This is a genomic window from Rhodococcus sp. NPDC127593, assembly GCF_042671975.1.
Classification (GTDB): Bacteria; Actinomycetota; Actinomycetes; order Mycobacteriales; family Mycobacteriaceae; genus Rhodococcus_F.
In genome coordinates this window covers 40880-61984 of record NZ_JBHXWI010000028.1, presented here as the reverse complement: position 1 = coordinate 61984, position 21105 = coordinate 40880, and the positions used below count along the sequence as shown (strand labels likewise).

The 21105-nt window shown below is 68.4% G+C and carries 20 protein-coding genes; 10 read left to right on the top strand and 10 right to left on the bottom strand.

What is annotated here, in order from left to right:
* Nucleotides 1–162 precede the first annotated feature (162 nt).
* Entirely contained in the window at nt 163–1014 is an 852-nt protein-coding gene (locus ACFVJ3_RS25505) for a class I SAM-dependent methyltransferase (RefSeq protein ID WP_378454701.1), read from the bottom strand.
* 47 nt (nt 1015–1061) lie between these two features.
* On the opposite strand from ACFVJ3_RS25505, the gene ACFVJ3_RS25500 reads away from it, so the two are divergent.
* Entirely contained in the window at nt 1062–1643 is a 582-nt protein-coding gene (locus ACFVJ3_RS25500) for a helix-turn-helix domain-containing protein (RefSeq protein ID WP_378454700.1), read from the top strand.
* Between the two features lie 12 nt (nt 1644–1655).
* Nucleotides 1656–1868 (top strand): hypothetical protein, encoded by a 213-nt coding sequence (locus ACFVJ3_RS25495; RefSeq protein ID WP_378454699.1) that lies wholly within the window; start codon nt 1656–1658, stop codon nt 1866–1868.
* A 9-nt stretch (nt 1869–1877) separates the two neighbouring features.
* Here ACFVJ3_RS25495 and ACFVJ3_RS25490 read toward each other — a convergent pair whose 3' ends face one another.
* The gene (locus tag ACFVJ3_RS25490; protein ID WP_378454698.1) at nt 1878–2678 is read right to left on the bottom strand and encodes a helix-turn-helix domain-containing protein; all 801 of its coding nucleotides are present in this window, start codon (nt 2676–2678) and stop codon (nt 1878–1880) included.
* A 65-nt stretch (nt 2679–2743) separates the two neighbouring features.
* On the opposite strand from ACFVJ3_RS25490, the gene ACFVJ3_RS25485 reads away from it, so the two are divergent.
* Nucleotides 2744–3184, top strand: coding sequence for a DUF3224 domain-containing protein (locus ACFVJ3_RS25485; protein WP_378454697.1), 441 nt, complete (start codon nt 2744–2746; stop codon nt 3182–3184).
* A gap of 37 nt (nt 3185–3221) precedes the next feature.
* Here the strand turns inward: ACFVJ3_RS25485 and ACFVJ3_RS25480 are convergent, their stop codons facing one another.
* From ACFVJ3_RS25480 to ACFVJ3_RS25455, 6 genes are all read right to left on the bottom strand, one after another.
* Nucleotides 3222–3695 carry a carboxymuconolactone decarboxylase family protein gene (locus ACFVJ3_RS25480; RefSeq protein WP_378454696.1) on the bottom strand — a complete coding sequence of 158 codons (474 nt, stop codon included), beginning with the start codon at nt 3693–3695 and terminating at the stop codon, nt 3222–3224.
* Nucleotides 3696–3762: 67 nt separating this feature from the next.
* Complete coding sequence (locus ACFVJ3_RS25475; RefSeq protein ID WP_378454695.1) at nt 3763–5949, bottom strand: acyltransferase family protein; 2187 nt, start codon at nt 5947–5949, stop codon at nt 3763–3765.
* Nucleotides 5950–6073: 124 nt separating this feature from the next.
* A complete protein-coding gene (locus tag ACFVJ3_RS25470) occupies nt 6074–6400 on the bottom strand; it encodes a Rieske (2Fe-2S) protein (protein WP_378454694.1) in 327 nt (108 codons plus the stop codon).
* Nucleotides 6397–8892 (bottom strand): nitrite reductase large subunit NirB, encoded by a 2496-nt coding sequence (gene nirB, locus ACFVJ3_RS25465; protein WP_378454693.1) that lies wholly within the window; start codon nt 8890–8892, stop codon nt 6397–6399. Before nirB ends, ACFVJ3_RS25470 begins: the two co-directional genes overlap by 4 nt.
* 90 nt (nt 8893–8982) lie before the next feature.
* Nucleotides 8983–10134 carry an MFS transporter gene (locus ACFVJ3_RS25460; RefSeq protein WP_378454692.1) on the bottom strand — a complete coding sequence of 384 codons (1152 nt, stop codon included), beginning with the start codon at nt 10132–10134 and terminating at the stop codon, nt 8983–8985.
* Nucleotides 10131–11072: a PAC2 family protein gene (locus ACFVJ3_RS25455; protein WP_378454691.1), complete on the bottom strand. Its 942-nt coding sequence runs from the start codon at nt 11070–11072 to the stop codon at nt 10131–10133. Before ACFVJ3_RS25455 ends, ACFVJ3_RS25460 begins: the two co-directional genes overlap by 4 nt.
* Before the next feature lie 51 nt (nt 11073–11123).
* Between ACFVJ3_RS25455 and metH the strand changes: the two genes are divergently transcribed.
* From metH to hisG, 6 genes are read left to right on the top strand one after another with little or no spacing between them, the layout of a single operon-like run.
* Nucleotides 11124–14693 (top strand): methionine synthase, encoded by a 3570-nt coding sequence (gene metH / locus ACFVJ3_RS25450; RefSeq protein WP_378454690.1) that lies wholly within the window; start codon nt 11124–11126, stop codon nt 14691–14693.
* A complete protein-coding gene (locus tag ACFVJ3_RS25445) occupies nt 14686–15378 on the top strand; it encodes an HAD family hydrolase (RefSeq protein ID WP_378454689.1) in 693 nt (230 codons plus the stop codon). The genes metH and ACFVJ3_RS25445 overlap by 8 nt, the downstream gene beginning before the upstream one ends.
* A 15-nt stretch (nt 15379–15393) precedes the next feature.
* On the top strand, nt 15394–16251 hold the full coding sequence (locus ACFVJ3_RS25440; RefSeq protein ID WP_378454688.1) for a rhodanese-related sulfurtransferase: 858 nt from the start codon (nt 15394–15396) through the stop codon (nt 16249–16251).
* A 1-nt stretch (nt 16252) separates the two neighbouring features.
* Complete coding sequence (locus ACFVJ3_RS25435) at nt 16253–17146, top strand: pseudouridine synthase (protein ID WP_378454687.1); 894 nt, start codon at nt 16253–16255, stop codon at nt 17144–17146.
* A gap of 25 nt (nt 17147–17171) precedes the next feature.
* Nucleotides 17172–17453, top strand: coding sequence for a phosphoribosyl-ATP diphosphatase (locus ACFVJ3_RS25430; protein WP_378454686.1), 282 nt, complete (start codon nt 17172–17174; stop codon nt 17451–17453).
* 47 nt (nt 17454–17500) lie between these two features.
* Nucleotides 17501–18352: an ATP phosphoribosyltransferase gene (gene hisG, locus ACFVJ3_RS25425; RefSeq protein ID WP_378454685.1), complete on the top strand. Its 852-nt coding sequence runs from the start codon at nt 17501–17503 to the stop codon at nt 18350–18352.
* Nucleotides 18353–18389: 37 nt separating this feature from the next.
* On the opposite strand, the gene ACFVJ3_RS25420 is transcribed toward hisG, so the two are convergent.
* A complete protein-coding gene (locus ACFVJ3_RS25420; protein WP_378454684.1) occupies nt 18390–19226 on the bottom strand; it encodes a thioesterase family protein in 837 nt (278 codons plus the stop codon).
* Nucleotides 19223–20128, bottom strand: coding sequence for a RecB family exonuclease (locus ACFVJ3_RS25415; protein ID WP_378454683.1), 906 nt, complete (start codon nt 20126–20128; stop codon nt 19223–19225). The genes ACFVJ3_RS25420 and ACFVJ3_RS25415 overlap by 4 nt, the downstream gene beginning before the upstream one ends.
* A 94-nt stretch (nt 20129–20222) precedes the next feature.
* Here ACFVJ3_RS25415 and ACFVJ3_RS25410 point away from each other — a divergent pair, with 94 nt between their 5' ends.
* Complete coding sequence (locus tag ACFVJ3_RS25410) at nt 20223–21077, top strand: tRNA (adenine-N1)-methyltransferase (RefSeq protein ID WP_378454682.1); 855 nt, start codon at nt 20223–20225, stop codon at nt 21075–21077.
* Nucleotides 21078–21105 lie beyond the last annotated feature (28 nt).

Sequence of the window (21105 nt, the reverse complement as noted above, 5' to 3'; positions counted from 1 at the left end):
CTAACTAATCGGTCCGAGACGGAACCGCAGAATAGACCGAATAGTCTTGGTTCGTCCCGAATCCCACCGAGTAGTCGGATCCCGCCACAACTCGCCACCTCCACGTGAACCAGTTCCCAAAGGCGAGGACGGCGTCGGGGAGTTCGACTCCATCCGGCGGATTCAGGGACGCCGGGCAATCCAGACGGTCCGGCTGCCACGGACCGTCAGGTCCCCGCGGTGCAGGACATTGTCGGGGTTGCCTTCCGAGAGAAGTCGATCGAGGGTGTCGCGGTCGTCGGCGGCAAGTTGCCCGTCGAGCGCGGAGCGAATGCGGCGCAGGTAGGTCTGTGCGTAGCGTCCGGTGCTCGGCGGTGCCGGGGTTGCCTCGCTGGTGAAACTGCGCTCCTCGACATCCGCGAAACCGGCACGCTCCACGTGTGCCCGCCAGTTCGGATGCGAGTTCCAGTCCAACCGCGCCAAGGCCTCGTGGCAGCGCGACTCCAGGCCCGGGCGGCCCAGGCCGAGGTCGTCCGGCAGGAGGCGCGGCAGCGCGTCCATCTCGACCACCACCAGCACGCCGTCGGTGTTCAGCGCGCCGTACATATCGCGGAGCACCCGGTCGGGATCGGCGACCTCGTGCAACGAGGAGGCCGCCCACACGACGTCCGCCGCGTCGACTGCGGGCCAGGCGACATCCAGATCGGCGTGCACGACCCTCAATCGGCCGGCCAGGCCCTGCCGGTGCGCGGCCGTGTGGACGCGCTCGAGCATCGCCTCCGACCTGTCGATCGCGATCACCTGGGCCGAGAGGAATCGTCGAGCCATCGTCAGGCTGCCTACGCCCGTTCCCGCCCCCACGTCGACGACCCGGCGCGGGGTCTCCCGGGTGCGTTGGCCGGCCCACTCCGCCACCGGGTCCAGGTAGGAGCCGAAGACCTCGGCGTCCAGGTCCAGTAGATCTGCCAGCGCTGCCCCGTGGTCCTCGGTGTGCCCGCCGTGGTGGCGTGCGTGGTGATGAGAATGCTGTGTCATGGCTCCAGGCTAAGTGCATCCTGCGCTTTGCGCATATACTCTTGCCTATGACGCAAGAACTCGGGTTGGACAGCGTGATCCGTCAACGCATCCGGGGCCTTCGGGTGGCCCGCGGCTGGTCCCTGGATGTGCTCGCTGCGCGCTGCTTTCTCAGTCCTTCCACCCTGAGCCGCATCGAAACCGGCCACCGCAGGATCGCCCTGGACCAACTGGTCCCGATCGCGCGCGCCCTCGGCACCACGCTCGATCAGCTCGTCGAGTCCGTCGAGGACGAGGATGTGGTGATCCGCCCGCAGCCCGAACACACGCGAGGCCTGACGATCTGGCTCCTGTCCCGCGAACGCGCACTCCATGGCGCGACCGTGGCGAAGATGCGCATCACCACCGATCGGCCCGCGGGCCCGGAGCACGTGAGTGTGCACCCCGGCCACGAGTGGTTCACGGTGCTGTCGGGGACAGCCCGCCTGCAACTCGGTGAGCGAACCATACTTGTCGAAGCGGGTGCCGCAGCGGAGTTCTCGACCATGGTTCCGCACTCGATCGGCGCCCACGACGGTCCCGTGGAGATCCTCACGATCTTCGACCACGACGGGGAGCGTGCCCACCTGCACGCCGATCACAACGGGTAGGAAAGGACGGACATGTCGTCTTCCGACACCACAGGCCCGACGGAGTTTCCGGCGAGCATGGGGAAGGTCTCCCGCCGTGAGCTCGCATCCCACGGCTATACGCGTTTCGACCAACTGACGACGGTCACCGCCAAGGAGCTGTCGAAGATCCACGGCGTCGGACCGAAGGCGATCCGAATCCTCGAGGAGGAACTCGCGAAGCGGGGGCTCGGCTTCGGGAATTGAACGGCCGCGCTACAGCAGGCCATGCGTGCGCTGATAGGTAGCCGGTGGTGTCCCGACCACGTGAGTGAAGACGCGGGTCAGGTGAGCCTGGTCGCTGAACCCCAGTTCGTAGGCGAGCGCAGACCAGTCGATCCTCTCGCCCGAGTGGGCGGCGCCGGCGGCGTCGAGGATGCGGAATCGCTGGATCACCCACTTCGGGCCGATGCCGACGTACTCGGTGAACAGCCGTTGCAGGGTGCGCAGGCTACAGCCGGCATGTGCGGCGAGCTCGTCCGCCCGGACGATGTCGCGGTTGCACTGGGCGTCGCCCACCAGGGCTGTGATCTCCCGTCCCGTGGGATCTGGAACGGGGTCGGTGCGGAGAAGGTATCGCTCGAAGGCGTCGATCATCTCCGCGCTGTCCGTGCCGGCGAGGATCCGCTCCGCGACCGGGCGATCGTCACCGGCGAGCAGATGACGTCCAGGCAGGACGGTTCCCGAAATCGCGCCGACGCTACCCTTCAGCAGGGGCCGGAACCCTCCAGCGTGGAAGGCGGCTCCCAGTACGTGGCCGTTCCCGGTCAGCGTTCGGTAGAACGGCGACCGGGAGATCCCGTGCACCAGCAACTGTCCGTCCTCGGCCGCGATATGAACGCGGGGCTGGGGCACCACCTGCTGTCGATGGGGCTTCGGTACCGACCACCTCACGAGCCAGTGGTAGTCGACGAACTCGGCCAAAGCCTCTCGGGGAGCTACCCGTTCGACCTCGAACCCGCGCGCGTCGGCGGTCGGGCGGACGATCGCCTCGGGATGTCCTGGCACACTCGGCACGGCCTCATCCTAGTGTCGTGAATGTTCAAGAACCTCACGCTGTCGCGTACCTAGAGTCTCGTGTCATGAGCTACTCACACAGTGCACGAGGCAAGTTCTCCATCGCGTCGTGGTCGGAATCGGTGATCGTCGACATCGACGGCGAAGGCACGACTGCCGGTGACACCTACTACCCCGCACGCGGTGCCACCCGAGCGACCGTCGCGTACTCGTACTCCGGGGACATCGAGGGAACGAGCACAGTGGTCTATTTGATCGCATACAAGACCGATGCCGCGCCGGTGCTCGGCCTCGAGCGCTTCGAGGGCTCGATCGGCGGGCACGACGGGACGTGCGTGTTCCAGCACATCGGCAGCCAGGACCAGGGTTCCGTGTCGGCACGGATAGAGGTGGTGCCGGGTATGGGGACCGGTGGTCTGATCGACCTATGCGGCAGCGCGGACCTGTCCATCGCCGGACCCGGCGACAACGGCTACGACTTCGTTCTGTCGTACGACGTCGGCTGACCCTTCGATGTCGATCGGGTCTCAGGCCCGGCGGCCGTCATGTCGTCGTGGGTAGGGCGAGTGGCTTCAGGCCACACGACGCCGCGAAGCCCTGCGATTCGATGCCGAACGCGGTATTGGTGCGGGTCATGAGGTTCGCCACCGCGATGAACGCGGTCAGTTCCACCAGCGCGGCTGGGCCGAGCGCCTCGAGCAGCCCGGCCGACAGTTCGTCGGTGACGGTCGGTGGAGTCTGGGTCATCGCTTCGGCGTACTCGAGCACGCCCCGCTCCTGCGGCGTGAACACGTCCGACTGCCGCCAGCGGGGCACCTCGCGTGCCTTGGTCAGATCGAGCCCCTCGTTGTGGGCTCGGAAGTAGCCGAAGTCCAGGCAGAAGCTGCAGCCGACCAGGCCGGCCACCGCCATGTGGGCGAACGACTTCAGGTTCTCGTCACACTGATCCCACTTCTGGGCCTGGCGGCCGACGCTGAAGCTGAAGTTCAGCACCTTCCGGTTGTGTGCTCTCGGCATGAGACACCGGCCACCGGCCGAATGTGACACCGGACCGGATGTGATTTGCAGGAACCGCCGCTACCGCTCAGCCCGGTGCGAGTGCGCGCTCGGCCAGAGCGGCGACGACGGGTGAGAGTGCCTGAGCGTGTTCGAGGGTCAGGTGGTTGTCGTCGCGGTACACGAGGTCGTTGCCGACGATGACGGGGCAGCGCTCGGTGGTGCAGAACAGGGAGGTGAGGTCGGCGTATCGCCCGCCGCCTGCGGCGGTGGCCATCGCCTCGGCTGCGACGCCGGCGTCGTTCACCGCGACCGGCCGTGGCGGCGAGCAGGCGGTCGCGTCGTCCAGGTGGGCGGACAGGCACGTAGGCACGGTCGAGTGCGGATCCGGGATCGGTCCGAGGACGAGGACGGCCGCGCCCGTGGCGCGGAGTTCCGTAACCAGCCGGGTCAGGCTGTCGAGCCACTCTTGGCCGTACACGGTGAAACCGAAGTCGGCGCCATACCGACGGGACATGCTCAGCACGACCAACCGGGGCCGCTCGGCCCGCAGTCGGTCGACGATCTCGCCGCGCCACTGCTCGCACTCGGTGTATTCCCGACCGAGGTAGGGGCTGGTGAGCGGGAGGTCGAGAAGCGGGCACGTGACCTTGCCCATCGTCTCGAGCCGCCAATGATTCTGCTCGGCGGCCGATTCGAATGCCGGGGCCCACATCGCGGCGTGCGAATCGCCGACCAGCGCCATCGTTGTCGGAGACGCCACGTCCCCCGACGCGCACTCGTCCTGCCCCACCTCGAGCCACGACCGCACACAGCCGTTGACGAACACCTCCGGCTTGTCGGCAGGCGCGTCGGCGAGCGGTGGGGACAGATTCGACGGGACTGCTTGCAGCCCTGCCGATTTCGCGACCACCGTCTGTACCTGCGCGGTCATGTCGTGCACCGCCGCGTCGCGCGGATCGACTGCGGTAGGCGCCGATTCGGCTGGCGCAGAGACGGTGAGGGCCGCGGCCGCGGCTCCGTGTCCGACCGGAACCGGCCGCGCCACCAGCAACACCTGTGCCGCACAGACAGCGATGGCGGTGACGGCGCCGCCGAGCACGAGGCTGCGCGAGGACGAGTGGCGTAACGGAGCAGCGAAGCGGACAGGGTTCTCGACCAGGACCAGTGTCAGTCCGGCCAGACCCGCGGACACCATGACCATCGCCAGACGATCGGTCAGGTCGAGCGAGCGGCCGAGCACGATCGGCGCGAGCAGCAGCACCGGCCAGTGCCACAGGTACCAGGAATAGGACACTCGCCCGACCGCCCGCATCGGCGGCAGCGACAGGCTCCGCCCGACCCCCAGCCGGGGTGCGGCACACCCCGCCCCGATCACCAGCACCGTGCCGGCGACCGGCAGCAGCGCCGCGGTACCGGGGTAGGGCGTCGTCTCACCGAGTCGAAAACAGGCGACGACGATCAGTGCGAAACCCAACCATCCGGCCGAGGCGGCGACCACCGACGGCAACCGCTGCCAGTGCTGAACGGACAGGGCGACCAACCCGCCTGCGGCCAGTTCCCAGGCGCGTGCGGGCAACGAGAAGAACGCCCACGGCGGCAGTGTGCGGGTCCAGTCGAGCGAGACCGCGAACGACACTGCCGCGACCACGGCGAGCACGATCAAATACGGGGTCGTCGACGGTGCTTCGTCCGCGTCGTCGCGCCGTGTCCTGCGCCGGACGAGCCAGGCGACCCCGATGATCAGCGCCGGCCACAGCAGGTAGAACTGCTCTTCCACGCCGAGCGACCAGTAGTGCTGGAACGGTGACGGGGGCGTGTCGGCGGCCAGATAGTCGGTGCCGTGCAGGGCGAACCGGTAGTTGCCGACGTAGAGCGCACTGGCGATCCCGTCACCCAGGACCGCGCGGGCCTGCAGAGGGGGCAGGAGCAGGGCCGCGCCGATCGCAGTGGCCACCAGCACGATGCACCCGGCGGGCAGCAGCCGGCGTGCCCGCGCACCGTAGAACTCGGCCAGCCGGACGCGGCCGGTGGTCGCGACGCTTCGCCACAGCAGCCCGGTGATGAGAAACCCCGAGACGACGAAGAAGATGTCGACGCCGGCGAACCCTCCGCCGATTCCGGGGACGCCCGCGTGAAAGAGGACCACGGCCAGCACCGCGACGGCCCGTAGACCCTCGATGTCCGCGCGGAACACGGTCTCGGCGGGCGGGCCACCGACCGGAGGACGGCTACCGGATCGGCGCCGTCGTTCCGGACTCGTGACGGTATTCACTCGACCAGCGATCTGTCCATGCGACGTGCCCCTTCAGCTGCAGCATTGACCTCATGATGACAGCGGTGCCGAGACTTTCCCGAAAGGCACGCCGTATCAGGGCCGAGCGCTGGTGAGTGGCCACTCACACGTGCACGACGACCGACCCTTCGCGAACCGATGCGGCGTAGGTGCGGACCGAGCCCACACCCTCGGATGCGCAGGCGCCCGTGTCGAAGGCGAACGCGTACTGGTGGAGCGGGCACATCACGCCGGTGGCGTCGATCTGTCCGTCGGCGAGGGGACCACCCTTGTGCGGGCACACCGCATCCATCGCCCGAACGGTGCCGTCCGACAACAGGAATACGGCCACCTGACGGTTCTGCACGACGTACGTCCGGCCTTCGCCCGGCGTCAGGTCGCTGACCGGACCCACCGCGATCTCGGAGGGTCCTTCGATCAGGGCGGTCATCGGACCGGCACCTGGGGAAGCGGCAGCAGCGGGAGCGACGGAGCGAACTGGGCGGGCGATTTCGGCGCGCTTCGCTCCTTCCAGGGATCCCGGTAGCCGTCCACCGCCGTCTGGATCCGCTCGTCCAATCCGGTCACGATGTCCTCCTCGTCTCGGACCAGTAGCGCCTGAAGATGTTCGAGTCCTACCCGCGGCACGAAGTCGTACGTGCGTTCGAGCCATTTCGCGTTCTCGCGGTAATACTGAATGAACCGTCCGCCGAGTTCCACTACGGCGTCCGGCGATTCGACCGTGGCGAGCAGATCACCCTTGCGGATGTGCGCTCCGGCGGCGCCGCCGACGTAGATTTCCCATCGGCCGTCGCCGACCGCGACCACACCGAAGTCCTTGCACAGGGCCTCCGAACAGTTGCGTGGGCATCCGGCGACCGCGAGTTTCAGCTTCGCGGGCGTCTCCAGGCCCTGGAACCGTTCCTCGAGCGCGATGCCGAGGCTCGTCGAATCGCCGAGACCGTAGCGGCAGAAATCGGTTCCGACGCACGTCTTCACCGTGCGCATGCTCTTGCCGTAGGCGAACCCGGACGGCATGTCGAGGTCACCCCACACCTTGGGGAGATCCTCCTTCTTGATGCCGAGCAGGTCGATGCGCTGCCCGCCGGTGACCTTCACGAGCGGCACGCCGTATTTGTCGGCCACGTCGGCGATCTTGCGGAGTTGCTCCGGCGTGGTGACGCCGCCCTTCATCTGCGGGACCACCGAGAACGTGCCGTCGCGCTGGATGTTGGCGTGCACGCGGTCGTTGATGAACAGCGCGCCGCGCTCGTCCACCCAGTCGGGACCCCAGATGGTGCGAAGCAAGGAGGCCAGGGGCATCTTCGCGGACGCGTCCTCCTTCGCGTCCGTCGCGAGTGCGGCGAACACCTGGGACACGGCGCGGAGATCGCGTTCCCGGATGGTCGCGACGAGTTCGGGCTTCGTCATCGGGATGCAGGGCACGTACCAGTCGGCGGAGGGGTCGGCCTCGAGTTCGCCGCCCGCGGCGCAGGCCACGATGTCGGCGACGAGTCCCTTGCACGAGCCGCAGCCCTTGCCTGCCCGCGTCTGGGCGCAGACGTCGGTGAGCGTCTTGGCGCCGGTATGGACGCAGGCGACCAGATCGCCCTTGCTCACGCCGTTGCAGTTGCACACCTGCAGGTCGTCGGGGAGGTCGGCGACACTCGTCGCGGCGCTCGGGGCTCCGACGTCGAAGAGCATGCTGATCCGCTCCTCGGGCAACGGCACCTTGCCGTCGAACGCCTGCGTGAGGAAACCCGCCTTGCTGATGTCGCCCATCAGGGTGGCGCCGATCAGCTTGCCGTCGCGGACGACGAGGCTCTTGTACGTGCCGCTGCGCGGTTCGTAGTACTGGACGAACTCGTCGTCCGCCGTCTCTGGTCCCTTGACGCCCATCGCGGCCACGTCGACACCGGCGACCTTCAGTTGGGTGGTGGTGCGTGAACCGACGTACGCCGCTTCGGGATTGGAGCCGGTGAGGACTTCGGCCAGGATGACCGACTGCTCCCACACCGGGGCGACGAGGCCGTAGGTCTCCCCACGGTGCTGTGCGCACTCGCCGACGGCGTACACGGAACCCTCGTCCTCGCAGCGCATCTGGTCGTCCACCACGACGCCGCGTTCGACTACCAGCCCGGCGGCTCGCGCGAGTTCGGTGTTGGGCCGGATTCCGGCGGTGACGACGACCATGTCGGCGTCCAGGGTGGAGCCGTCGACGAACGACACGCCGGTCACCAGGCCCGCGTCGTCGCGCAGCACGGCGGTGGTCCGCATCGAGGTGTGGACGCCGACGCCGAGTTTCTCGATCTCGGCGCGCAGGACGCTGCCGCCGCGTTCGTCGAGCTGCTGGTTCATCAGGTGCCCGGGGGAGTGCACGACGTTGACGGTGAGGCCCTGTGTGCGCAGCCCGTACGCGGCCTCCAGGCCGAGCAGACCGCCCCCGATCACCACGGCGGACACGTCGTCGCGGGCCTGCGCCATCTGCAGCATGCCGTTGGTGTCGGCGATGTTCCGGAATCCGAACACCCCGCGGGCCAGGCGCCCGTCGTGCTCCCGCAATCCGTCCATGTTGGGGAAGAACGTGTTGCTTCCCGTGGCGACGATGAGCACGTCGTAGTCGACGACGCGGCCGCTCTCGCACGTCACGGTCTTCGCGAACCGGTCGAGCGCGACCGCGCGGTCGCCGGCGTGGAGTTTGACGCCGTTGGCGGTGTACCAGCCCATCGGGTTGAGGATCAGGTCCTCGTCGTCGACGGCCGCCTCCCCGGACAGTACGTGCGAGAGCATGATCCGGTTGTAGTTGCCGTAGGGCTCGTCGCCGATCATGGTGATCTCGAAACGCTCGCCGCCGCCACGGTTCAGGATCTCCTCGACGGTGCGTGCGCCGGCCATACCGTTGCCGACGACCAGCAGCTTGCTCGAACTCGGTGTGTTGGCCATGCGTCGAGGCTCCGCCCCGGGAGTGTCGTAACGGCTGCGCGCACGTTACGTGGGAATCAGGAACACCTCACAGCCCGCCCGGAAGGCATGTCAGGCGGGTGCGCGGTCGCGGGGCATGAGCAGCGGGGCCAGCACGGCGAGCAGCAGGGCGGGCAGCACGAAGCCGGCCGCGGGCGACACCGAATACACCGGAGTGAGGGTGATCGGCGCGAGCGCGTTGCCCATGAACCGCAGCGCCTGCACGACGGACACGGCGCCGCCCCGATTCGGGCCCGGCGAACCGAGCACGGCGGCGTTCACACCGACCAGGATGAACTGACCGGCGATTCCGGCCGCGAACCACGCCACGGCCACGACTGCGAGGAGAGACACGGTCCCGGCGGCCGCGACGAGAATCGCCCCGCCGACTGCGCCGATCAGCACGGCCGCCCGCGCCCCGATCTTGTCGATGACACCGCCGACGAGGCGTGCGGTGAGGATGCCGGCCACGCCGAACCCGGTGAGCAGAAGCCCGCGCTGGGTCGGGCTCAGCCCGAAGACGTCCTCGGCGCGGAACGCGACCAGGAAGCTCAGCCCACCGAGCGCGCCCCAGCCGAGGAGTGCGACCACCCCGATTCTCAGCACCGACGGGGTGAGGGCGTCGCGCAGTCGCGGGCGCGGCGCCCCCGGCTCGGCGGGAGCACTGTCGGGAACGCCGACCAGACCCAGCACCGCGGCCACGAGGGCGATCACGAGGAACGCGAGCCGCCAGTCGACCTCCGCCGCGAGCCCGCCGACGAGCGGCGCGCTCGACTGTCCCGCGGCCTGGAAGGCGCCGAAGATCCCCAGTGCCCGGCCGAGATGCTTCTTCGGGGTCGAGGCGGCGAGCGCCGCCAGCAGCAGCGGCGTCGTGAACGAGTTCGAACACCCCTGGAGCACGCGGGCGCCGAGGAAGAGCGGCAGCGTCGGCGCCACGAAACAGGCCAGCGACGACAGCAGGTAGACGCCGTATGCGATCCGCACGGTCCGCATCTGTCCCCACCGGGCGCCCAGCGTGCCCGACACCAGCATCAGTAATGCGAACGGCAACAGGTACGCCGTCAGCGAGCCCGCCGCGGCGGATGCACTCACTCCGAGGTCGTCACCGATCTCGGGAAGGATCGAGGCGACGACGCCGCCGCCGAACGGGCCGAGGAAACCGCCGGCGTAGAGCGCCGTGCGCTGGAGCGAGGAACGAAGCGACTCGGATGAGTTCTTCGTCACAGCCCGAAGCTGCCGGGCCCACGCCTGCGGAGATACCGCTCGAACTCGGCCGCGAGCGCGTCACCGTCGATCTTCGAGATGGCCTCGGAGATGTCGGTCTCGGCGTCGCCGCGCTCCTCGAGGGAACGGACGTAGTCGCCGATCTCCTCGTCGTCCGCGGTCATCTCGGTGACAGCTTCCTGCCAGTCGTCGGCCTGGGCCGGGAGTTCCCCGAGGGGCACCTCGATGTCCAGGACATCCTCGACGCGTTGCAGCAGCGCCACCGTGGCCTTGGGATTCGGCGGCTGGGACACGTAGTGGGGCACAGCCGCCCAGAACGACACGGCAGGCACACCGGCCCGGACGCACGCGTCCTGCAGCACTCCGGTGATCCCGGTCGGCCCCTCGTAGCGGGTCTGCTCGAGCTTGAACCGCTCGGCAGCTTCGCTGCTGTATGCGCTGCCCGTCACCGGGACCGGCCGCGTGTGCGGGGTGTCCGCGAGCAGTGCCCCGAGGATCACCACGGTGTTGATCTGCAGCTGATCGATCAGCTCGAGGAGGTCCTCGCAGAAGCTGCGCCAGCGCATGTTCGGTTCGATCCCGCGCAGCAGAACTACGTCGCGGTCGCTGCCGGGAGGCGAGCACACCGACAGCCGGGTGGCGGGCCACACGATCTCCCGGGTTACACCGTCGACCTGCCGCACCGTGGGTCGATTGACCTGGTAGTCGTAGTATTCCTCGGAGTCCAGCTCGGCGAGCGGCTGGGCGTCCCAGGTCAACTCGAGGTGCTCGACGGCTCCGCTCGCGGCGTCGCCGGCGTCGTTCCAGCCCTCGAAGGCGGCGACGAGGACAGGGTCACGAAGTACGGGCACGCCACTGTCAATCGCACCGGCGTCCTCGGTGTCGGGGGTGTCGTCGTCGCGGCCCGCGGGCGTGACGGGGAACTCACTGGAACTCACCCACCCAGCCTACGGCCAGCATTGGTTCGCGCGCCCACTAGTCTGGACGGCATGTCTGCGCCATTTCACTCTGCCCTGCTCGATGCGTTGAACCAGCGCGTTGTCATCGGCGACGGAGCCATGGGCACCATGTTGCAGGCCGCGGACCTCACGCTCGACGACTTCCTCGGGCTCGAAGGCTGCAACGAAATCCTCAACGACACCCGCCCTGACGTGCTGAAAGACATCCACCGCGCGTACTTCGAGGCCGGGGCCGACGCCGTCGAGACCAACACGTTCGGGTGCAACCTACCCAACCTCGCCGATTACGACATTTCGGACCGTATCCGGGAACTGGCCGAGAAGGGCACCCGGCTGGCGCGTGACGTGGCCGACGAGATGGGGCCCGGACGCGACGGCATGGGCCGCTTCGTCCTGGGTTCGATGGGACCCGGAACCAAGCTGCCGACGCTGGGCCACGCGCCGTTCGCGATCCTCCGCGACGCCTACGCGGAAGCCGCGATGGGCATGATCGACGGGGGAGCCGACGCGATCCTCGTCGAGACCTGCCAGGACCTGCTGCAGGTGAAGGCCGCCATCCTCGGCAGTCAGCGGGCGATGGAGGCGCTGGGGGCGCGGCTGCCGATCATCACCCACGTCACGGTCGAGACCACCGGCACGATGCTCCTCGGCAGCGAGATCGGTGCCGCGCTGACCGCGCTCGAGCCGCTCGGTATCGACATGATCGGCCTCAACTGCGCGACCGGACCCGCCGAGATGAGCGAACATCTCCGCCACCTGTCCAAGTACAGCTCCCTCCCGGTGTCGGTGATGCCCAACGCCGGACTGCCGCAGCTCGGCCCGAACGGTGCCGAGTACCCGCTCACCGCGGAGGAGCTCGCCGAGGCGCTCAGCGGCTTCGTCACCGAGTTCGGTCTCGGTCTGGTCGGCGGCTGCTGCGGCACCACCCCGGAGCACATCCGGCAGGTGGCCGAAGCGGTCCGCCTGGTGGAGAAGGCCGAGCGGAACCCGGTGCACGAGTCGGGGACGTCCTCGCTGTACACGGCGGTGCCGTTCCAGCAGGACGCCAGCATCCTGATGATCGGTGAACGCACGAACACCAACGGCTCCAAGGCATTTCGTGAGGCGATGATCGCCGAGGACTACCAGAAGTGCCTCGACATCGCGAAGGACCAGACCCGCGACGGCGCCCACATGCTCGACCTCAACGTCGACTACGTCGGACGCGACGGTGCCGTCGACATGGCCGCCCTCGCAAGCCGGTTCGCGACGTCGTCGACGCTGCCGATCATGCTCGACTCCACCGAGCCTGCGGTCCTGCAGGCCGGCCTCGAGCACCTCGGCGGACGCTGCGCCGTGAACTCCGTCAACTACGAGGACGGCGACGGACCGGACTCGCGGTTCCAGAAGATCATGCGGCTCGTCACGGAGCACGGCGCCGCCGTCGTCGCGCTGACCATCGACGAGGAGGGCCAGGCGCGCACCGCGGAGCACAAGGTCCGCATCGCCGAGCGCCTGCTCGAAGACATCACCGCGAACTGGGGCCTCGACGAGTCCGACATCATCATCGACGCGTTGACGTTCCCGATCTCCACCGGTCAGGAAGAGGTTCGCCGCGACGGCATCGAAACGATCGAGGCGATCCGTGAGCTCAAGAAGCGGCATCCGCGGGTGCACTTCACACTCGGCGTGTCCAACATCTCGTTCGGTCTCAACCCGGCGGCCCGGCAGGTCCTGAACTCGGTGTTTCTGCACGAGTGCACCGAGGCCGGCCTGGACACGGCCATCGTGCACGCGTCGAAGATCCTGCCGATGGCGCGGATCCCCGACGAACAGCGGGAAACGGCCCTCGACCTGGTGTACGACCGCCGCCGCGAGGGCTACGACCCGCTGCAGAAACTGATGGAACTGTTCGAGGGCGTCTCCGCGGCGTCGGCGCGCGAATCCCGCGCCCAGGAACTGGCGGCGCTTCCGCTGTTCGAGCGGCTGGAACGTCGCATCGTCGACGGTGAACGCAACGGCCTCGACGACGACCTCACCGCGGCGATGGAGGAGAAGCCGCCGCTCGCGATCATCAACGAGACGCTGCTGTCCGGCATGAAGACCGTCGGCGAACTCTTCGGGTCCGGGCAGATGCAGTTGCCGTTCGTGCTGCAGTCGGCCGAGGTGATGAAGGCGGCCGTGGCGCACCTCGAACCGCACATGGAGGCCACCGACGAGGACGGCAAGGGCCGCATCGTCATCGCCACCGTGAAGGGCGACGTCCACGACATCGGCAAGAACCTCGTCGACATCATCCTGAGCAACAACGGGTACGACGTGGTGAACCTTGGCATCAAGCAGCCGATCGCGACGATCCTCGACGCGGCGATCGAACAGAGGGCCGACGTCATCGGGATGTCCGGTCTGCTCGTGAAGTCGACCGTGGTGATGAAGGACAATCTGAAGGAACTCAACGCCAAGGGTGTCGCGGAGAAGTTCCCCGTCCTCCTCGGCGGTGCCGCGCTGACCCGTTCGTACGTGGAGAACGATCTGGCCGAGGTGTACGAGGGCGACGTCAGCTACGCGCGCGACGCGTTCGAGGGCCTGCACCGGATGGACGAGATCATGGCCGTCAAGCGTGGCGGCGGACCCGACCCGGACAGCCCGGAAGCGATCGCGGCCCGCGAGAAGGCGGCCGAACGCAAGGCACGGCACGAGCGGTCCAAGCGGATCGCGGAGAAGCGCAAGGCCGCCGAGACCCCGATCGAGGTGCCCGAGCGATCCGACGTGGCCACCGACATCGTGGTCCCGAGCCCGCCGTTCTGGGGCAACCGGATCGTCAAGGGCGTCTCGCTGTCGGATTACTCGGGGCTGCTGGACGAGCGTGCCCTGTTCCTCGGGCAGTGGGGTCTGCGCGGGCAGCGTTCCGGTGACGGTCCCACCTACGAGGAACTGGTGGAGACGGAAGGCCGCCCCCGCCTGCGGTACTGGCTCGACCGGCTGAGCACCGAGGGAATCCTCGCGCACGCCGCTGTCGTGTATGGCTACTTCCCCGCGGTGTCCGAGGGCGACGACGTGGTCGTGCTCACCGACCCGACACCCGACGCGGAGGAGCGCTTCCGGTTCACGTTCCCGCGCCAGCACCGCGACCGCTTCCTGTGCGTCGCCGACTTCGTCCGGTCCCGCACCGAGGCGAAGGAGACCGGTCAGGTCGACGTGTTCCCGATGCAGCTCGTCACCATGGGGCAGCCGATCGCGGATTTCGCGAACGAGTTGTTCGCCGCCAACGCGTACCGCGACTACCTCGAGGTGCACGGCATCGGCGTGCAACTGACGGAATCGCTGGCCGAGTACTGGCATCAACGGGTCCGCGAGGAACTCGTGCTGCCCGGCGGTCACAACGTGGCCGAGCAGGACCCGTCCGAGGTGTCCGGATTCTTCGACCTCGCCTACCGCGGCGCCCGATACTCCTTCGGGTATGGCGCCTGCCCCAACCTGGAGGACCGCGCGAAGATGGTTGCCCTCCTCGAACCCGAACGGATCGGTGTGAAGTTGTCGGAGGAACTGCAGTTGCATCCCGAGCAGTCCACGGATGCGTTCGTGCTGCACCACCCCGAAGCGAAGTACTTCAATGTCTGATGCATTCGACGGTCTCGCAGGAGTTCTGTGGGACATGGACGGAACGCTGCTCGATTCCGAGAAGATGTGGGACGTCGCGGTCCGCGAGTTGTCGCTGCACCTCGGTGGTCCGATGACCGAGGAGACGCGGCTGAAGACGATCGGTGCGTCCAGCGCCAACGCTCTCGGCGTCATCTTCGATGCCCTCGGGCTCGACCGGGCTCCGGCGGCGCTCGCCGAGGCCAAGGAATGGATGTTCACCCGCGTCGAGGAATTGTTCGGCGACGGGATCCCGTGGCGGCCGGGCGCCCACGACGCACTGCAGACCGTCCGGGCGCACGGCCTGAGGTCGGCGCTGGTGACCAACACCGAGCGCCGGCTCACCGAGCGGGCACTCGAGACGCTCGGCAGGCACCACTTCGACCACTCGGTGTGCGGCGACGAGGTGCCGGCAGGCAAACCGCATCCCGACCCGTACCTGCGGGGCGCGGAACTGCTGGGACTGGATCCGTCCCAGTGCCTCGCCATCGAGGACTCGCCCACCGGTGCGGCGTCCGCGCAGGCCGCAGGGTGCGTCGTCCTGATCGTCCCGTGCGAGATCGCGGTGGCCGACGGCCCGGGGCGGGTGTTCCGGGACAGTCTTGAGGGCCTCACCGGTTCCGACCTGGCCGATGTGTGGGCGCAGCGGAGTGGTGTCCGTCTCTAGGTAGTCTGGTTTCCCGTGGCTGTTCCGAAAATCGTGCTGTTCTACGTGTTCGCTCCGCTCGCCGACCCGGAGGCGATACGGCTGTGGCAGTACACACTCGCCGAGGCGAACAACCTCACCGGCCGGATCCTCGTCTCCGAGCACGGCATCAACGCGACGGTCGGCGGCGACATCCGCGATGTCAAGCGGTACGTGAAGGGGACGCGCAGCTACGCGCCCTTCAAGGACGCCGACATGAAGTGGTCCGACGGGCTCGGTGACGACTTCCCGCGGCTGAGCGTCAAGGTGCGGTCGGAGATCGTGACGTTCGGTGCGCCGGGCGAGCTGACGGTGGACGCGGACGGCGTCGTCGGTGGCGGAACCCACCTGGCGCCCGAACAGGTGCACCGACTGGTCGAGGGTCGCGGTGACGACGTCGTCTTCTTCGACGGGCGCAACAGCTTCGAGGCGGAGATCGGCCGCTTCCGGGACGCCGTCGTCCCCGACGTGTCGACCACGCGTGAGTTCGTGCACGAACTCGACAGCGGCAGGTACGACCATCTGAAGGACAAGGCCGTCGTCACCTACTGCACCGGGGGAGTGCGGTGTGAGGTCCTGTCCTCGCTGATGCGCTCGCGCGGGTTCGGTGAGGTCTACCAACTGGACGGCGGCATCGTCCGCTACGGCGAGGCGTTCGGCGACACGGGCCTGTGGGAGGGGTCGCTGTACGTCTTCGACAAGCGGATGAACATCGAGTTCAGCGATCAGGCCAAGACTCTGGGGCGCTGCAGCAAGTGCGGTGGTCCGACGTCGCGGTACGAGAATCTGCCGGACGACCGGGGTCGCGACCTCGTGCTCGTCTGCGCCGGCTGCACCGAGAATCGGGCGGGCTGAGGTGGTGGGGGCGCCCCTGCCGGTCCGCAACGGCCTCGGTCCCGATCGCATCCGGATGCCGGCAGGCGACGGTGCGAAGACGGTCGCCGAGTTCCTGGTCGAGACCTTCCCGGACGAGCGCGCGCACTGGCTGTCCCTGATCGACGGCGGGGAAGTCGTCGACGAACACGGCAGGGTGGTCGACCGCGGGACCCGTTATGCCCCGACCCGTTTCGTCTACTTCTACCGCGACCCCGCACCCGAGATCCCGGTTCCGTTCGAGATCGACATCCTGCACCGCGACGACCACCTCGTGGTGATCGACAAACCCCATTTCCTCGCAACCATTCCGCGGGGCGCGCACATCACCGAGACGGCGGTCGTGCGGTTGCGGCGGGCGCTCGACCTGCCCGACCTCACGCCGGCCCACCGGCTCGACCGGATGACGGCCGGCGTCCTGGTGTTCCTGATCAGGCGGGAAGACCGCCGGCCGTATCAGGAACTGTTCGTCTCCCAGCAGGTCACCAAGGAATACGAGGCCGTCGCCGGGCACGATCCCGCGCTCGCGTTTCCGCGCACCATCCGCAGCCGCATCGTCAAGGAACACGGGATCATGACGGCGACGGAGGAACCGGGCGAACCTAACAGTGAGACCGTCGTCGACCTGATCGAGACCCGGGAGGAACGCGCGCGGTACCGGCTGCTGCCGAAGACCGGCCGGACACACCAACTGCGGTTGCACATGTCGTCGCTGGGGCTGCCGATCGAGGGCGACAACTACTACCCGGACTTCCACCGATCCGAGCCCGGCGACTTCTCGACCCCGCTGCGGTTGCTGGCGCGGGCCATCGAGTTCACCGATCCCCGTTCGGGCGAGGTCCGCCGGTTCGAGAGTCGCCGCACACTCGGGTGGTGACCGGTTCGGAGACGTCCGCGGCGGCGTGAAACAATGGGTCCTCGTGAAGACCTTCGAATCCCTGTTCGCCGAGCTGACCGAGCGTGCCGCTACCCGCCCCGAGGGGTCCGGCACCGTTGCCGCCTTGGACGCCGGCGTACATGCACAGGGAAAGAAGATCCTCGAAGAGGCGGGTGAGGTGTGGATCGCCGCCGAACACGAGAGCGACGAGGCGCTCGCCGAGGAGATCTCTCAGCTGCTGTACTGGACGCAGGTGCTGATGGTGGGTAAGGGCCTGAAGCTCGAGGACGTCTACCGACATCTGTGATCGGTGATCGAGACTCCTCCACCCGCTCCCGAAAGGAACCCTCAGCCATGCTGCGCGTCGCAGTCCCCAACAAGGGCTCGCTGTCCGAGTCCGCCGCCGAAATCCTCAGCGAGGCCGGCTACCGCCGTCGCACCGACTCCCGCGACCTGACCGTCCTCGACCCGTCCAACCAGGTCGAGTTCTTCTTCCTGCGCCCCAAGGACATCGCGATCTACGTCGGATCCGGTGAACTCGATCTCGGCATCACCGGCCGCGACCTCGCCCGCGACTCGGGTGCCCCGGTCTCCGAACGGCTGTCGCTCGGCTTCGGCCGCTCCTCGTTCCGGTACGCCGCCCCCGCGGGCAAGGACTGGTCGGTCGAGGACCTCGCCGGGCTCCGGATCGCCACGTCCTACCCAAACCTGGTGCGCGACGACCTGTCCGCGCGCGGGATCGAGGCCTCGGTCATTCGCCTCGACGGCGCCGTGGAGATCTCGATCCAGCTCGGCGTCGCCGACGCCATCGCCGACGTCGTCGGCTCCGGCCGCACGCTGCGCCAGCACAACCTGGTCGCGTTCGGCGACACCCTGTGCGACTCCGAGGGTGTGCTCATCGAGCGCGCCGGTTCGCCCGCCGACGATTCCGCGCGCAACCAGCTGGTGGAGCGGGTGCGCGGCATCGTGTTCGCGCAGCAGAACCTGATGCTCGACTACGACTGCCCCAAGACGATCCTCGACGACGCGTTGAAGATCACCCCGGGTCTGGAGTCGCCGACGCTGTCGCCGCTCGCCGACGAGAACTGGGTCGCGGTCCGGGCGATGGTGCCGATCAAGGGCCACAACGGGGTCATGGACGAACTCGCGGACCTCGGTGCCAAGGCCATCCTCGCGTCCAACATCCGGTCCTGCCGGGCACTCTGATCTCGTTCCACCGCAACATGTTCCGCGCTCGCTCCGCTCAGGGGCGGGCGCGGACCTGCACGGTCTGGGCGATCCGGCCGACGGCGCCGGTCTCGTCGTAGAGCACGCCCGCGCACATTCCCACTCCATCGGGTCCGATGGAGGTTTCGGAGCCGACCCCCACCCAGTCGCCCTCGGGGATCCGGAAGATGTGCACGGTGAGGTCCGTGTTGAGGAACGTCCAGTGTGCCGGGTCGAGTTTCGATCCCACACCGTTGGCGATGTCCGCGATGGAAAACAGCCGCTCGAGCGGCGTCATGGTCTCGCCGAGGACCAGTGCGGGCCGCGGCCGCGCCCACAGCTTGCCCGGGCCCTCGCCTCCCATTTCGGCGATCCACCGCCAGTCGAGGGTCGTCAGGTAGCCCGAATCCCAGGCCTCGCTGAACTTGCCCTCCCGGCCGGTGGACCGCGGTTCGAGCGGCGGGTCGACGATGTGGACGGCGTCGCTGGTGTCGACGGTCTCCATCCGCCAGGCAGAGCCCCGCGCCACGGCACGGGGCCGGTCGCCGACGGTCCACAATTCGGCGACCACCAGCTCCACCCGGCGTCCCGGTCGCTGCACCCACGACCGGACCTCGAGTTCGGCGATCGGGATGGGACCGAGGATCTCGACCACGACCCGGGTGAGACGCACGTCGTCGCGTGGGGCGCAGCGCTCGAGCGCCCGCACGAGCAACGCGGACGGCGGAGCTCCGTGCTGCATCGTCTCGGCCCACACGCTGATCGTCAGATCCGTGCTGTCGAACCGCTCGACGGTGACCTTCTGGTCCGAGTCCACTTCCGGCGCACTCAGTGCCTCCGAACCGAGTGGTACGTAATAGGACTCGGAACTCATTCGACAATCTCCTCGAAACCCGGTGCGTCTTCGGCGGCCCCCTCCGGCCATCCCGGGTAGGGAGGCGACGTTCCACCGAACGAGGGGCACCGGGACTTATGATCACACCAGTCGCAGAGCCGGCTCGGCTTGGGTCGGAAATCGCCGGTGACACCGGCCGCCAGGATGGCCTTCCAGATCGCCGACAGCGTTCGCTCGAACCGCAGCAGTTCATCCTCGTCGGGGGCATAGGTGAGGACCGTGCCGGACGCCAGGTACAGCAGCCGCAACTGCGCGGGGACGATGCCGCGGGTGCGCAGCAGGACCAGCGCGTAGAACTTCATCTGGAACAGCGCCTTGGACTCGGACATCTCGCGTGGTGCACGGCCGGTCTTGTAGTCGACCACCCGCACCTCCCCGGTGGGGGCGACGTCGATGCGGTCGACGAACCCCCGGAGCAGCACCCCGTCGGCGAGTTCGGTCTCGACGCGCTGTTCGCACGATTCGGCCTCGAACCGGGTGGGGTCTTCCAGCGCGTAATAGGCGGTGACGAGGGAACGCGCCTCGTCGAGGAATGGTTCACGCTGATCCTCGGGGACCAGGTCGACCAGGTCGGGGGCCTCGGCGAGAATGCGCTCCCAGGACGGGAGGACCAGATCGACCGCCTTCTGCGGAACGCGATCGGCCGCGGGCAGCCCGAACAGGGTCTCCAGCGCGGCGTGCACGACCGTGCCCTTCACCTGCGCGCGCGACGGCGCCTCCGGGAGCCGATCGACCGCGCGGAAGCGGTAGAGGAGCGGGCACTGCTTGAAGTCGCCGGCGCGGGACGGCGACAGGGCGGGCCGCCTCCGGGTGGCCGAAGTGTCGCCGGGCTGTGACGGGGAACCCTTTGTGACGGGGGCTGGCGACTCTGAGATGCTCACACCTGGCAGGGTAGGCCCCCGGTCCGACAGTCGAGTCGGGGCGCGGTGTGGGCGTCGGACGGCGCCGGACGAACAGGCTGAGGAGTCGGTGACGATGGTGGGACGCGAAACGCGACCGAGCGGACCGTTTCGGGTGGGCGATCGCGTCCAGTTGACGGACGCCAAAGGCCGGCACTACACGGTCAACCTGGAGGCCGGCAAGGAGTTCCACACCCACCGCGGCGGCATCCTGCACGACGACCTGATCGGCACCGACGAGGGCAGTGTGGTCAAGTCGACCAACGGCACCCCGTACCTCGCGCTGCGACCGCTGCTCGTCGACTACATCCTGTCGATGCCCCGCGGGGCGCAGGTCATCTACCCGAAGGACGCCGCGCAGATCGTCCACGAGGGCGACGTCTTCCCCGGCGCCCGCGTGCTCGAGGCCGGCGCCGGCTCGGGCGCGCTGACGTGCTCACTGCTGCGGGCGGTCGGACCGGAAGGCCGGGTCATCTCGTACGAGGTGCGCGACGACCACGCCGAACACGCGGTCCGGAACGTCGAGACGTTCTTCGGGGAGCGTCCCGAGAACTGGGACCTGACCATCGCCGACGTCGCCGAGTTCGATGCCGACGCGGCGGGCGGTCGGGTCGACCGGGTGGTCCTCGACATGCTCGCCCCCTGGGACGCGCTGCCCGCGGTGTCCAAGGCGCTGGTTCCCGGCGGTGTGCTCATCGTCTACGTCGCCACTGTGACGCAGCTCTCGAAGGTGGTCGAGGCGATGCGCGAGCAGGAGTGCTGGACGGAGCCGCGGTCCTGGGAATCGATCGTCCGCGGGTGGCACGTCGTCGGGCTCGCCGTGCGCCCGGAACACCGGATGCAGGGCCACACCGCTTTCCTGGTGAGCGCCCGGCGTCTCGCCGAGGGAACCGTCACTCCCAAGCCGCAGCGCCGGTCGGGCAAGGGCTGAGACATGCCTTCGGTGGCGCCCGGAGAGG